The organism is Enterobacter cloacae complex sp. P13B (assembly GCF_014895915.1).
Taxonomy (GTDB): domain Bacteria; phylum Pseudomonadota; class Gammaproteobacteria; order Enterobacterales; family Enterobacteriaceae; genus Enterobacter; species Enterobacter bugandensis.
In genome coordinates this window covers 24,445-37,718 of the sequence record NZ_JADBQN010000041.1, presented here as the reverse complement: position 1 = coordinate 37,718, position 13,274 = coordinate 24,445, and the positions used below count along the sequence as shown (strand labels likewise).

Genomic DNA, 13,274 nt, shown 5'->3' with positions numbered 1-13,274 from the left:
ACGATGAGTTCATTCACGTACGATCTTAACGCGCTGCCGGCCGCCGTCATGATTTATGACCGCGAGGAACGCCTTCAGGCCTGGAATCACAACGTGGCCCTGTTTTATCCGGTCATAACCCCGTGGCTGACGGTGGGAACGACACTTGAGGCGCTGGCGGAACGCTTTATCGATGCCGTTTACAACGTCGACCCCGGCCTGCGGCAGACGCTGCGCGAGTCGATCGTGCGCAACTGTCGGCAGGATAAACACTGCGAGGTGCGCCAGGCGGGCCAGCGGCGGATCTTCGTCCAGCATCAGCGGCTTGCGGACGGTGGTATTGTCAGCCTGCACAGCGATGTTACGGAGCTGGATGAAGCGCAGCGCGCGCGCCACCAGCTGCATGACGACTTTCTGCTGACGGCGGAATCCATTCATATCGGGATCTGGGACTGGCAGGTTTCCAGCGACACGCTCCAGGTCAACGATACCCTGCTTGCCATGCTGGGCCAGTCGCGCACACAGTGGCGATATCCGGTGCGTTTTCTCCTCAATCAGGTCCACGAGGACGATCGCGCAGCGCTACGCAAGGCGCTGCACGCTTCGAAGCAGGATCATCGTCCGGTCTTTGAATGTGAAATTCGCGTGCATCACCCTACCGAAGGACTGCGCTGGATGCTGCTGTCCGGCCAGGTGGTTACGCTCTCCATTGAGGGAAACGCAGAGCGCGTTATTGGCACGCTGCAGGATATTACGCGGCGCAAAGAGGCTGAAATTCAGGCGTTCGCCTCGGCCATTGAGGCACAAAAAGCCAATGAGGCCAAAAGCGCGTTCCTGGCGAATATGAGCCATGAAATTCGTACCCCGATGAACGGCATTATTGGCATGACCCAGCTGTGCCTGGATACGTCTCTGAGCGCCGATCAGCGCGACTATCTGACCCTGGTGATGAGCTCTGCCCAGTCTCTGCTGCATATCATCAACGATATTCTCGACTTTTCCCGAATTGAAGCCGGCAAAGTGGAGCTGGAGACGGAACCCGTTCCTGTCCGCCCCTTTATTCAGTCGCTCATTCGTCCGCACATGCCGGGGGCGAGCGAAAAAGGCATCGAGCTGCTGGTTGATATTGCGCCCGACGTTCCCGACGTGCTGCTGGTTGACGGCGCGCGGCTGCGCCAAATCCTGACCAATCTGCTGGGCAACGCGCTGAAATTTACCCATCAGGGAGAAGTTATCCTGGTGGTTGAGCCCGGCGATAGCGCGGGCAGATGGCGTTTTCGCGTGCGCGACAGCGGCATTGGCATACCGGCAGATAAGCAGAAGGCCATTTTTGAAGCCTTCAGCCAGGCGGACAACTCAACCACCCGCCGCTACGGCGGTACGGGGCTCGGGCTAACCATCTCGGCAAGACTGGTTGCGGCCATGGGGGGCGAATTAACGGTCTCCAGCGAGCCGGGAAAAGGAAGCGAATTTTCGTTCTCGCTGCCCCTGGCGGCGCAGACCCTTGCGCCCGGAGAGCGCCCACATAGCCAGCGCTTTAACGGTGAACCCGTGCTGGTGGTTGATGATAACGCGACCAACCTGCGGCTGCTGGCCGCGATGCTCAGCCAGATGGGACTGAAACCCACCTGCGTTAACAACGCCAGCGAGGCCATTGACCGGGTTAGAACGGGAACGGCGTGGCCCCTGATCCTGCTGGACGCACAGATGCCGGATATGGACGGCGTGTCTCTGGCCCTTGAGCTTTCGGTTCTGCCACAGGTTGCTGAAAGCCATATCATCATGCTGAGCTCCATGAGCCGACATTTTGATATCAATATGCTGAAGCGGATCGGGATCAAAACCTATCTGCATAAGCCTATCGCCCAGGATGAATTACATCAGGCGATTGCCGCCGCGTTTGAACGTTCGCCAGCTCCCGTGGGTGAAAGCACGCCCGCGCCTGTCGCCTCGCCTGCAGCCACGGGACTGCGGATCCTGCTGGCCGAAGATAATCTGGTCAACCAGAAGGTCGCCGCGCGCCTGCTCGAGCGGCTCGGCCATAGCTGTCAGATCGTCGACAATGGCGTCGCGCTGCTGGAACGCTGGCGCGCGGATGCGTGGGACGTTTTACTGATCGACCTTCAGATGCCAGAGATGGACGGTGAGACCGCCATTCGCCTGCTTCGTGAAGAAGAGCAGTCCCGGCCCGGACCGCCTCAACCCACCGTCGCCATGACCGCACACGCCATGCAGGGGGATAAAGAGCGCTGCCTGAACATGGGGTTCGACGGCTATATTGCCAAACCCATCAGCCAGGAGCGTCTCGCTGAAGAGATTGCCCGCGTGCTCCAGCACCACGAAGACGCCTCCGGTTTTCCGGATGAAGCACGCCTGCTGAAGCAGTGCGCTGACGATCCCGCCCTGGTGCAGGAGCTGCTGGCCCTGTTTGGCGAAGGGCTAAATGAAGCAATCAAGACCATTACCCAGGCGATCGACAGCAACGACCGCGAGGCGCTGCGACGCGCGGCCCACAAGCTGCGCGGAGAAGCCGTCACCCTGGACTTCAGCACGCTCGCACAGCAGCTGCAGGTGCTGGAAAGCGACGCGCATACGCTGGATGGGCGCCAGCTTGCGGCCCTGAAAGAAAATCTTCGCCAGGAATCGCTGCGCCTGATGGCGTGGCTCAACGCGCGCGGGGTAAACAAATGAACGCTCGCAACTGCACGCTGCTCGTTGCCCTGTTGACCACCCACGCGGTGGCGAACTCTGCGCCGGTCAGTTGGTCTCTGGCCGGAGAATGGCAGGTTCAGGATGCCAATGACAGCGCACATCCTGCCGCATCAGGCTGGCACCCGCTTCAGGTTCCTGCCAACTGGTACAGCGCCGGGTACGATCATCAGGGCGCGCTGTGGTACAAGCACGCGTTTTCCCTGCCCGTGCAGCCCCCCGACGTGATGAGTACCCTGGTGTTTGACGGCGTCGATTACCTGGCAGAGGTGACCCTGAACGGCCAGCCGCTGGGCAAGCATGAGGGCTACTTTCAGCGCTTTTCGCTGGACGCCAGCCCGGCGTTACAACGTCACAATCGGCTCATTGTCAGGGTAGACAGCCCCTACGAAGATCCGCACAAGATCTGGCCTTTGCATAAAACGGTCATGAAGGGGGTTCTGAATCAGCATGACACGCGTCCCGGTGGCGCCTGGTCGCCGGAAGGACAGGACGCTAACTCGGGCGGCATCTGGGCCCCGGTCCGGCTACACCTTAGCCGGGGCGCCACCCTTGATGAGACCATCCTGCGGCCCGACTGGTCGCAGGGGCTGACTCGCCCGACGCTAAAAGCGGAGATTCGCTACCGCGCGCTCGGTCAGGGCCCGGCGACCGTGCGGCTCACCGCCACACCCGCCAACTTCAGCGGCAGGCCGTATCAGGCTGACTTTCCGGTTACCCTCGAAAGCGGTGCCCATTCCGTGCAGGTGACGCTGCCCATGCCGAAGGCAAAGCTGTGGTGGCCGATCGGCACGGGGAAACCCCACCTGTATACCGTTCGCGTGGCGTTGCGAGATGCAAACGGCTTAATGGACACGGCGGTAACCCGCACCGGGCTGCGCAAAATCGTCGAGCAGCCCGACAATAAGGGCTGGCTCATAAACGACAGGCGCCTTTTTATTAAGGGCAGTAATTACATCGGTTCCCCCTGGCTCGGCACCATGACGCGGAAAAAATACCGACGCGACCTTCGTCTGGTGGAAGCCATGAACGCCAACGCCATACGCGTGCACGGACACGTTGCCGGACGTGCGCTGTATGACGTGGCCGATGAGATGGGCATGATGATCTGGCAGGATGTTCCGCTGCAGTGGGGCTACAACAACAGTGCGGCTTTCACGGAAAATGCGGTTCGACAGACGCGGGAGATGATCGAACAGTTTGGCAATTCGCCCGCCATCATCGTCTGGGGCGGGCATAACGAACCGCCGTGGAATTCGCCGTGGATGGAAAAACGCTTCCCGGACTGGAATAAAGATCTGAATCGCGAGCTCACGAAGCGTGTAGCGGATACGCTTGCCGAAGATACCTCCCGCATCGTGCACCGCTTCTCCGCCGTTGAGGAGCATTACTGGGCGGGCTGGTACTTCGGCACCGTGCGCGACCTGCTTGCCCCAGCCAAAACGGGGATCATTACCGAGTTCGGCGCGCAGGCGCTTCCCTGCCTGTCAACGCTAAAAACCATCATCCCGGCGGCGTCACTCTGGCCAAAAACGACCGCCGCCGACGATCCCGGCTGGACCGTCTGGAAATACCATAATTTTCAGCCCTTCCAGACCTTTAAGTTCGCCGGTATTTCGCGCGGGAAGAATATTCAGGCGATGATTCGCAATACCCAGGCGTACCAGTCTCAGCTGGTGGCCACGGCGGCCGAAAGCTATCGCCGACAGCGATACCAGCCGGTGACGGCCCTGTTCCACTTTATGTTTGTGGAAACCTGGCCCTCCATCAACTGGGGCGTAGTGGACTATCTGCGTAAACCTAAAGCCGGGTTTTACGCGCTCCAGCGCGCGTACCAGCCTGTTTTGCCGTCCATTGAACCGGTCACCGCGCAGTGGCAATCCGGCGCGGCGGCGACCGTGCGCCTCTGGGCCATCAACGACACCTGGAAACCGTGCAGCGAATGCCGCCTGACCTGGCGTATCACGCAGCGCGACAAGGTGCTGGCTAAAGGCACAACGACGATGACGATCGCAGCAGACTCGGGAACGATGGTCAAAACGCTGACGGCTACGCCCGTGGGCCAGGACGACGTGTCGATTCGGTTTACGATTGAAAACAGCGCGGGAAAAATTGTCGGTGAAAATCAGCGCACGGAGTCCGTCATAAAGTGAGCGAGGGGAAAAGGAAAATTGCCGCTTCCCCTGCTTTCTTGTACCCTTTCAGCGTTTACCCCAATCCCCAAAAAATCGAGACATCCGGACGCCTATGACTGCACACATTTCCAAAGATCCTTTACATGGCGTAACGCTGGAGATGATGGTCAACGCCCTGGTGGCGAAGTATGGCTGGAGCGAATTGGGCGACCGCATCAAAATTAACTGTTTCAGAAAAGATCCCAGCGTTAAATCGAGCCTGAAATTCCTGCGCCGTACCCCGTGGGCGCGCGCGGAAGTGGAAGCCCTGTATCTGGATTCCCTCAACGATGAGGAAAGCGCAGAACAGGCGGCGCCCGCCTTTAATCCCTGGGCTAACAGTCGGATTATCAAGAGCTAATACGCAAATGACGCGACACGTAAAACGGATCGGTGCGCTGGCTGCCTGCGCGCTTTTACTTGTAAGCTGCTCCTCAAAACCACCTAAATCACTGGTTACCCCTCTTCCCACCGCCAGCAAACCGACGCAGCAGGCAAACGAGCCGATGCGCGGGGTCTGGCTGGCGACCGTCTCTCGTCTCGACTGGCCGCCGGTGGCCTCGGTGAACGGCCGCAGCGCCGACCAGCGCATCACCATGCAAAAGCAGGCGCTGATCGGCAAGCTCGACAACCTTAAGCGCCTCGGGATTAACACCGTATTTTTCCAGGTGAAGCCGGACAGCACCGCGCTCTGGTCATCAAAAATTCTACCGTGGTCAGATATGCTGACGGGCAACATCGGCGAATATCCGGGTTACGACCCGCTGCAGTTTATGCTGGATGAAGCGCACAAGCGCGGCATGAAGGTTCATGCCTGGTTCAACCCTTACCGCGTGTCGACCAATACTAAGCCCTCAACCATCGCCGCCCTGAACCGGACTTCATATCTGACCCCGTCCAGCGTCTATGTTCAGCACCCGGAATGGGTACGCGTCTCCGGCGATCGTTTTGTTCTCGATCCGGGCATTCCCGAAGTGCGCGACTGGATAACCAAAGTGGTGACCGAAGTGGTGGCGAACTACCCGGTAGACGGCGTGCAGTTTGATGATTACTTCTATGCCGAGTCGCCGGGATCCGCGCTCAACGACGCGCAAACCTGGCGGCAGTACGGCCAGGGATTTGCCTCAAAAGCCGACTGGCGCAGACACAATACGCAGCAGCTGATCGTGCAGGTGTCCCGCGCGATCAAGCAGACCAGGCCCAACGTGGAGTTTGGCGTCAGCCCGGCGGGCGTGTGGCGAAACCGCTCCTTTGACCCGGCGGGTTCGGACACGCGCGGCGCCGCGGCCTACGATGAATCCTACGCCGATACGCGGCAGTGGGTGCAGCAGGGCCTGCTGGACTACATTGCCCCGCAGATATACTGGCCCTTCTCCCGGGACGCCGCGCGCTACGACGTGCTGACCAAATGGTGGGCCGACGTCGTCAAGCCGACCCACACCCGCCTGTATATCGGTATCGCGTTTTACAAAGTGGGCGAACCGTCGAAAAATGAGCCGGACTGGACGGTACAGGGCGGCGTGCCGGAGCTGAAAAAACAGCTCGACCTTAACGATTCGCTGCCCAACGTGAACGGCACCATCCTGTTCCGGGAAGATTACCTGAACCAGCCGCAGACCCAGCAGGCGGTGAACTACCTCAAAGGACGCTGGGGTAGTTAAGTGACTATCAGGCAGAAACACCCCGTTTCTGCCTGATTTTTTACGGCTTCGGCCCGAACATTGCCTCAAGCTGCTGCGCGTCCGGCATACCGACCACCTGCTGCAGCTCATTTTCCGCATTCAGATAGTAAATGGCCGGCGTGGCGTTTGCGCCCAGGCTGTCCATCAGCGCCTGATGTTTTTGCAGGATCGCTACCGTTTCGCGGGAAGCGTCCCCTTCAGGTTTTGGCAATTTTTTCCCACCAGAAAGCTCGTATTCGCGCCAGGCCGAAACCGGATCTTTCGCATTCAGGATCGCAGAGGCGTTACGTCCGCTGTTGGGGTTAAGAAACGCCACCAGCAGCGTGTTGAGCTGAACCTTGCCCGCCTTCACCCACGGCTGCGCTTCGGCCCAGAACTGCTTGCAGTACGGGCAGAACGGATCGGCGAAGACAAAGACCTTACGCGGGGCGTTATCTGCCCCTTCCTTCAGGGGATGCGCCGCGTTGAGGTTCTTCCACATCTCGCGTCCCATCGGAGCATAGATCTCTTTCTGGAAATAGCCTTCGCTGAGGTTTTTTCCTTTGTCATCGTACAGATAGCCCGAAATAACGTGCTTGCCGTCCGGGGTTAAAAACAGCGTCACGCCCATGTCCTGATATTGCCCCAGCCAGGCCGGTGCGCCGCCGGGGGCATCCAGTTTCTTAATGATTTTGATCTGCTGCTGCTCGCTGAACTGCTTTACCACATCCGGTATGGCATCAGCGGCCTGGGCCAGCCCTGAGGTCGCCAGCGCCGAAAGTAACAGTAATTTTTTCATTTCCCTCTCCGGTTTGTCGGGGGCATTCCGCCCCCTTCAGGTTAGCGGTTTTTCAGTGCGTCACTGACCATTTCGTCGAACTGTTCAAAAGGAACCCAGCCGGGCAGTAGCCCTTCGCCGATAAGCGTGGCGGGCGTGCCCTGAATTCCCATTTTTTCCGCGACGATCAGGCTGCGTTTGATCGACACCATGCTCTCATCATCCGGCGCGGTCACGCTCACCCCCGCGCGCTTTTGCGCCTCCTGAATGCTGGCGTCATCGTGGTATCCCTTTTTTGCCATCAGGGTATGGTTAAATTTCATAAACTGCTCGGGATGCGCGCGCCAGACGGTTAACGCGTCGCGCGCGGCGGTCAGCGAACTTTCCGAGCGGAAAGGTAAAAACTTAAAGACCACCGCCACATCAGGGTGTTTTTCGACGATCTTCTCCAGGTAAGGATCGAATTTCTTACAGTACGGGCAGTTATAGTCGGTAAACACCACCAGGGTAAGCTTTGGATTTTTCGCGCCGATGCGCGGGGAGTTCGGATCGTTAAACAGAAAATCAGCGATCATCTTCTGCGCACGCTGTTCCTGGTCCGGCGTCAGCGGCTGGGCTGCCATGACCTGAGCCGAGGCCAGCAGGAGCATAAGCGTAATAAAGAATTTTTTCATAATGAATTAGCCTTTTGCGTTATTCAGGGTGGTGACCAGGGTGCGCTTGTCCAGCAGCGGCGAGAGGATGTCCCCCTCAGGCGTGCCGGGGCCATAGACCTCATTAAAGGGAATGGCGTAGCGGTTTCGCTTCGCGAGAAACTCCGCGATCAGCGCGGAGGGCTGGCTCCAGTCTCCGCGCAGGGCCACCACGTCCGGCTGACTCAGCGCGGCAATAACGTCCGGCTGACGCAGTACCCGGTGCTCGTTAACTTTGCAGGTCACGCACCAGTCCGCCGAGATATCCACAAACACCCGTTTCCCCTGCGCCAGCGCCTGCTCAATGGCCTCCTCGCTGAGCGGCTGCCACGGGATGGTCTGTGCGACGCTTTGCGTGGTGGCGTCAGACGGTGAGTTGAGCAACCCGCGCAGCTGATACCCGCCGAACACCGACAGCGCGATGACCACGACCCAGAATAACGGCGAGGAGGTTTGCCCCTTCTTCGCGAACAGCGCCAGCGCGATAACGATCAGCACCAACATCACGACCTGGCTGACCGCCTCGCCCAGATGCAGGCTCAGCAGCGTAACCAGCCAGAGGCTGGAGGCCAGCATCATCAGGCCCAGGATCGTTTTGAGCGTGTTCATCCAGCGGCCGGGTTTTGGCAGCAGCATGGCCGTTTTCGGCACCAGGGCCACAAACAGCCACGGCAGGCTCATGCCCACGCCCAGCATCAGGAAGATAAGCCACAGGGCGTGCAGCGGCGCGCCAAGGGCAAAGGCAACCGCCGTGCCGAGGAACGGCGCGGAGCACGGCGTGGCAAGCAGCGTGGCGAACATCCCTTCGCAGAAACTGCCGCCAAGCCCTCTGCCGCCTGCCGTTGCCAGCCGCCCGGTGGCGGCAGAAGGGAGCAGCATCTCAAACGCCCCAAACAGGTTCAGCGCAAACAGGAAGGTGACGGCGACCATCAGGCCGATAAACCACGGGTTCTGGAACTGAATGCCCCACCCCAGCGACGCCCCGGTCAGTTTAAGCGCGGTCACCATCGCGGCCAGCAGCGCAAAGGAGGTGAGGATCCCGGCGCTGGTGGCCAGGAAGCGTAGCCTGATGGCGCGCCTGTCCGATCCCGCCTGCAGGATGCTGTTAAGCTTCATGCCCATTACCGGCAGCACGCAGGGCATCAGGTTCAGGATCAATCCGCCCAGCAGGGCAAAAAGCACCATTTTACCCGTTCCTTCAGGCGCGGAAGACTCTGCGGGAGTTGCCCCAACGGTCATGGTGGTTTGCTGCGCGTTACCGCCATTGGTCAGCACAAATGACAGCCTCTTGCCTTCTAGCGAGGCGGGTTTATCGCCCCATTCGTCGGTCACGGGTACCGTCACCCGAAGCATGTTGCCGTCGTGCTTAATGGCCGGCTCGCCTGGCAGAATGTCACCCTCCAGCGGGTCAAAGTAGATCCCCGGATTGTCCCACTTCCCGTCCGTCGTGCCGGTAATCACCAGCTTGTCACCAGAGAGCCATGCGGAAAGATCTGCGGATACGCCTGACGTACCGGGCACGGCGCGCATCGCTTGTTCGAACTCGCTACGGAAGCCCTCATCCACCGGCTGGGTAAAATCGAGATGCAGCGGGTAGTCCGTCAGCAGGCAGACGTTGCTGCAGGTGGAGAGCGTGAGCGTTCCATTGAGCGCGTCGCTCTTCACCCCGTCGAGAACGATCGGAATCGTGACCTTATCGTGATATCCCTGCGTGGTCATGCCGGAGATATCGAAGCGCGAGGGTACCGGCCAGGACCAGCTATCCGTTACGCCTTCCGGCCAGCTGATTTTTGGCGCGACGCCGCCCTCGCCCGGCGATCGCCAGTAGGTTTTCCAGCCGGGCTTTAGCTCAACGGTGAGCAGGCCTTTAACGTGCGTTTGTTCCCTTTCCGCCTGAAAGCGGATGCGGGCGTGATCGTTTTGTGGGGAGACCTGCCAGCCGGTGTCTGCCGCATGGGCAATGCCGATGCAGGACAGCCACAGGAAGACGAATCCCCTGAAGAGGTTAACCATGTATTACTCCGTGAACAGTGAAAAATTATCGTGTGGTGACGATGATTTTCATTCACGGAAAACGCAGTTTTTAAGGTGTATTCGGAGAGGCGGTGCCTGAACCGGCTGTTCCGCGGGAGCGAATGCCCGCCCTTGCGTCAGCAGCTGTAACAGCGCGAAGAAGATAATGATAGCCGGCAGCGCGCCGTCGAAGAACAGCGGCTGGGCACAAAGAAGCGACTGGGCGCCCAGCTGGCAGGGCGATGGCCCGGACTGCTCGGTGCTGCTTTGGGTTGGGGCATCTGCACTCAGTGAAATCTGCGGATCCAGTCCCTGTAAAAAATGGTTGAGCATCACCGCACGCTGCACGAGGCAAATCGCCATCGCGAGACAGGTGATGATCAGAAGCCATTTTCCGAGGAGCTGACGGTTGCGCATAATATTCCAGAGTAACAAGATGCCCCGATCATAAACGATAGTGATGAATCTACAAGTGCCGGAAGTGTAAGGTTTTGTCTGTCGCCGCTATTCACCCGTCAGCGCGTCGTAGATATCCCGCAGCCGCGTGCGCAGAAACAGCACCGCCTTGTGCTTGCGGGATAGAAGCGCCTGCTCGCTGGCCCCCGTCTCCTCTGCCAGCATTTTAATGCTGTAGCCGTGCAGCTCGGTCTTTTCAAACACTTCGCGCTGCGGTGGCGGGAGTTCTGACAGCGCCTGCCCCAGCTCTTCCCACAGCAGCGTTTTGAGATACTCCTCCTCCGGCGTTTGCGGTACGCCGAACAGGGTTTCGGCCAGCTCGTCCTCGGGAAAACTCTCTTCGTCTTCGCCCGTAAAATAGCCGGAGAGCGGCACCTCGCGCTTTTTGCGCGCCCGGTCTGTCATCTCGTTACGCGCCGCGCGGAACAGCCAGGCCGCGACGTTTTCGACCGGCTGCTCCACTTTCATCAGCTGATACGTGACTTCCTGCAAAATGTCGTCGGCATCATCGCGAACGGACGTCCGTCCGCGAATGAAGGCTTTCAGCCGGGCGCGGCAGGCGTTGAGCGCCGATATCAGCATGGATCCGCCCGCCTCCCCGGCTTTCATTTCGCTCACTCTGCTTCCGGGGTTTTGGGCGCGGCGTCATCGCGCTTATCGTCACGATGGCCGTGCCAGCCGCAGTGACCGCGACCGTGACGACCAAAGCCTTCGCGACGCTGCTGAATAAACGCCTCGCGCTGCTCGGGCGTCATGTTCATCCAGCGCTCGTGCATCCGGCGGTGCGCGCCAAACATCCCCGGGCGGAAACCTAACCCGCCGAACAGAATGCGGCTCAGCACCAGAATGCCCAGCGCCTGCCAGAATCCGATGGCCTTCACGCCCAGGATCGCGGGGAGCAAGGCATTCCACAGGGACATCACCAGCAGGCCGAGCGCGATGAAAATCACCGCGCCGATGATTAATCCCTTGCCCATACGGTGGCGACCAAATCCGCGCCCGTGACCTCTGCCGTGCAGTTCAAAATCTCTCATGGTGTTTACCTCGTGTGCAGTAACTGATTATGGCTTGTGATGAAGTAGACGGATGAGGGAGGGAAATATTGCTGGGGTGAATTAAATAATTACTCTGGCCGCACATTCGCGGTTAATGCCCGGCGGCGCGCTGACGCTTGCACGGGCCTGCAGGTTTCGTAGGCCGGGTAAGCGTTAGCGCCACCCGGCACGTGTCAAAGACTTACGCCTGCACCGGCAACCTAAAACTCGAAATACTCCGCGAAAGCTGCTGCGCCTGCTCTTCCAGCGAGGCAGCTGCCGCCGCGGACTGCTGCACCAGCGCGGCGTTCTGCTGGGTCACGCCATCCATCTCGGTCACCGCCTGCCCGACCTGGCCGATCCCGCGGCTCTGCTCTTCGGAGGCGACGGAGATCTGCTCCATCAGCGTATTCACCTTATTCACCGACGAAATAATCGAATCAATCACCTCGCCCGAGCGACTCACCAGCTCCGCACCGTTTTTGACGCTGGAGACCGACTGCGCGATCAGGCTTTCGATATCTTTAGCCGCCACCGCGCTTTTCTGCGCCAGAGTGCGCACTTCGCTGGCCACCACTGCAAAGCCCCGGCCCTGCGTACCGGCGCGCGCCGCTTCAACCGCCGCGTTAAGTGCCAGAATGTTGGTCTGGAAGGCGATGCTGTTGATCACGCTGGTAATGTCTTCGATGCGCTTCGAGTTCGCCGCGATGGTGTTCATCGTGTCGATGACTTCGCGGGTCACCGCTTCCCCGGTGTGGGCATTGTTCACCGCGTCCTGCACCAGTTTTCCGGCCTGATAGACATTATCGGTATTGTTCGCCACCGTCGCGCTCAGCTCCTCCATGCTCGCCGCCGTCTGGGTCAACGCGGAAGCCTGCTGCTCGGTACGCGAAGCCAGATCGATATTCCCGGAGGCAATCTCCTGCGCCGCGTGCGTCACGGTATGGCTCGCATCGCGCACCTGGGCGATGGTCGCCAGCAGTGCCTGACGCATCTGCTCCATCGAGCCCATCAGGTGGTCGATTTCGTTATGTGAACTGCCCTTCACCGGCACCGGAACGTCCAGCTTGCCTGCCGCAATCTGGCTGCAGTGCTCGCGCGCCAGGTTGACCGGGGCAAAGACAAAGCGCTTCATGAAGATGCTGACTGCAACGATCACCACCACAAACAGGCAAGCAATAACGGCAATCATCACCAGGCCGGAGACGAAATTGCTGCTCGCATCCTCGTTCAGGCTTTTAGCGTATTTCTGGTGGACCGAAAGCACCTGGTCGAGCACGATTTCGTACTGACGATCGAGACGGGAAACTTCCGGGATCAGCGTGTCAAATTTGGCGACATCGTGCGCCGCAGCGGCATCGATCAGCGGCGCCAGCCCCTGGTTGCGGTAGTTTTGCCAGGCGTCCTGATAGGCACTCACCAGCGGCGCTTCATCCGGCAGACGCGGCGACGCCATAAAGGCCGCAAAGGCGTGATCCGCTTTGGTCAGCGCCTCTTTCACGGCGGTAAGCTTTGCAGCGCCGTCCGCCGCGTTGCCCGCTTCCACCATCTTCACGTACTCCATCACCCGCACGCGCAGCGTACGGCTGTGGTTGATGGGGTCAATAATCGACAGTACCACCTGGATCTCTTTGTTGACGTTATCCAGCGAGTTATTACTTTTAATGATGAGGCCAACGCTGGTGACGGTGCTGACGATAAAGAACAAAAGCAGCGAGAACAGGACAATCAGGGACGACTTTTTCAACGACATAAACCAATACCTCAAGGAGAATTAT

Annotated in this window: 11 protein-coding genes; 4 read left to right on the top strand and 7 right to left on the bottom strand. The window is 59.5% G+C overall.

The features are described from left to right. Window positions 1-3 precede the first annotated feature (3 nt). The 4 genes from IM273_RS17305 to IM273_RS17290 all read left to right on the top strand — a co-directional run bounded on the left by IM273_RS17305 (window position 4) and on the right by IM273_RS17290 (window position 6,523). The gene (locus IM273_RS17305) at window positions 4-2,670 is read left to right on the top strand and encodes a response regulator (protein WP_193051615.1); all 2,667 of its coding nucleotides are present in this window, start codon (window positions 4-6) and stop codon (window positions 2,668-2,670) included. Further along, complete coding sequence (locus IM273_RS17300; RefSeq protein ID WP_193051614.1) at window positions 2,667-4,841, top strand: glycoside hydrolase family 2 TIM barrel-domain containing protein; 2,175 nt, start codon at window positions 2,667-2,669, stop codon at window positions 4,839-4,841. The genes IM273_RS17305 and IM273_RS17300 overlap by 4 nt, the downstream gene beginning before the upstream one ends. 94 nt (window positions 4,842-4,935) lie before the next feature. Then, complete coding sequence (locus IM273_RS17295; RefSeq protein WP_041909918.1) at window positions 4,936-5,223, top strand: VF530 family DNA-binding protein; 288 nt, start codon at window positions 4,936-4,938, stop codon at window positions 5,221-5,223. A 7-nt stretch (window positions 5,224-5,230) separates the two neighbouring features. Further along, on the top strand, window positions 5,231-6,523 hold the full coding sequence (locus IM273_RS17290; protein ID WP_028013206.1) for a glycoside hydrolase family 10 protein: 1,293 nt from the start codon (window positions 5,231-5,233) through the stop codon (window positions 6,521-6,523). 40 nt (window positions 6,524-6,563) lie between these two features. On the opposite strand, the gene dsbG is transcribed toward IM273_RS17290, so the two are convergent. The 7 genes from dsbG to IM273_RS17255 form a co-directional block, all read right to left on the bottom strand. After that, the gene (dsbG, locus tag IM273_RS17285) at window positions 6,564-7,322 is read right to left on the bottom strand and encodes a thiol:disulfide interchange protein DsbG (RefSeq protein WP_059357572.1); all 759 of its coding nucleotides are present in this window, start codon (window positions 7,320-7,322) and stop codon (window positions 6,564-6,566) included. Between the two features lie 41 nt (window positions 7,323-7,363). Next, on the bottom strand, window positions 7,364-7,975 hold the full coding sequence (locus IM273_RS17280) for a DsbA family protein (RefSeq protein WP_063942440.1): 612 nt from the start codon (window positions 7,973-7,975) through the stop codon (window positions 7,364-7,366). Window positions 7,976-7,981: 6 nt separating this feature from the next. Next, window positions 7,982-10,006, bottom strand: coding sequence for a protein-disulfide reductase DsbD (locus IM273_RS17275; protein ID WP_193051613.1), 2,025 nt, complete (start codon window positions 10,004-10,006; stop codon window positions 7,982-7,984). A 48-nt stretch (window positions 10,007-10,054) separates the two neighbouring features. Beyond that, a complete protein-coding gene (locus IM273_RS17270; RefSeq protein ID WP_193051612.1) occupies window positions 10,055-10,423 on the bottom strand; it encodes a hypothetical protein in 369 nt (122 codons plus the stop codon). Between the two features lie 87 nt (window positions 10,424-10,510). Further along, window positions 10,511-11,071: an RNA polymerase sigma factor gene (locus tag IM273_RS17265; RefSeq protein ID WP_193051620.1), complete on the bottom strand. Its 561-nt coding sequence runs from the start codon at window positions 11,069-11,071 to the stop codon at window positions 10,511-10,513. Between the two features lie 5 nt (window positions 11,072-11,076). Further along, on the bottom strand, window positions 11,077-11,496 hold the full coding sequence (locus tag IM273_RS17260) for a hypothetical protein (protein ID WP_193051611.1): 420 nt from the start codon (window positions 11,494-11,496) through the stop codon (window positions 11,077-11,079). A gap of 202 nt (window positions 11,497-11,698) precedes the next feature. Further along, complete coding sequence (locus tag IM273_RS17255) at window positions 11,699-13,249, bottom strand: methyl-accepting chemotaxis protein (RefSeq protein ID WP_193051610.1); 1,551 nt, start codon at window positions 13,247-13,249, stop codon at window positions 11,699-11,701. Between the last annotated feature and the right edge of the window lie 25 nt (window positions 13,250-13,274).

Bases quoted from the DNA above. Each gene is read 5' to 3' on its own strand.
- IM273_RS17300 (WP_193051614.1), top strand. From the start codon at position 2,667: ATGAACGCTCGCAACTGCACGCTGCTCGTTGCCCTGTTGACCACCCAC.
- IM273_RS17275 (WP_193051613.1), bottom strand. From the start codon at position 10,006: ATGGTTAACCTCTTCAGGGGATTCGTCTTCCTGTGGCTGTCCTGCATC.
- IM273_RS17270 (WP_193051612.1), bottom strand. From the start codon at position 10,423: ATGCGCAACCGTCAGCTCCTCGGAAAATGGCTTCTGATCATCACCTGT.
- IM273_RS17260 (WP_193051611.1), bottom strand. From the start codon at position 11,496: ATGAGAGATTTTGAACTGCACGGCAGAGGTCACGGGCGCGGATTTGGT.
- IM273_RS17295 (WP_041909918.1), top strand. From the start codon at position 4,936: ATGACTGCACACATTTCCAAAGATCCTTTACATGGCGTAACGCTGGAG.
- IM273_RS17265 (WP_193051620.1), bottom strand. From the start codon at position 11,071: ATGAAAGCCGGGGAGGCGGGCGGATCCATGCTGATATCGGCGCTCAAC.
- IM273_RS17305 (WP_193051615.1), top strand. From the start codon at position 4: ATGAGTTCATTCACGTACGATCTTAACGCGCTGCCGGCCGCCGTCATG.
- IM273_RS17290 (WP_028013206.1), top strand. From the start codon at position 5,231: ATGACGCGACACGTAAAACGGATCGGTGCGCTGGCTGCCTGCGCGCTT.
- dsbG (WP_059357572.1), bottom strand. From the start codon at position 7,322: ATGAAAAAATTACTGTTACTTTCGGCGCTGGCGACCTCAGGGCTGGCC.
- IM273_RS17280 (WP_063942440.1), bottom strand. From the start codon at position 7,975: ATGAAAAAATTCTTTATTACGCTTATGCTCCTGCTGGCCTCGGCTCAG.
- IM273_RS17255 (WP_193051610.1), bottom strand. From the start codon at position 13,249: ATGTCGTTGAAAAAGTCGTCCCTGATTGTCCTGTTCTCGCTGCTTTTG.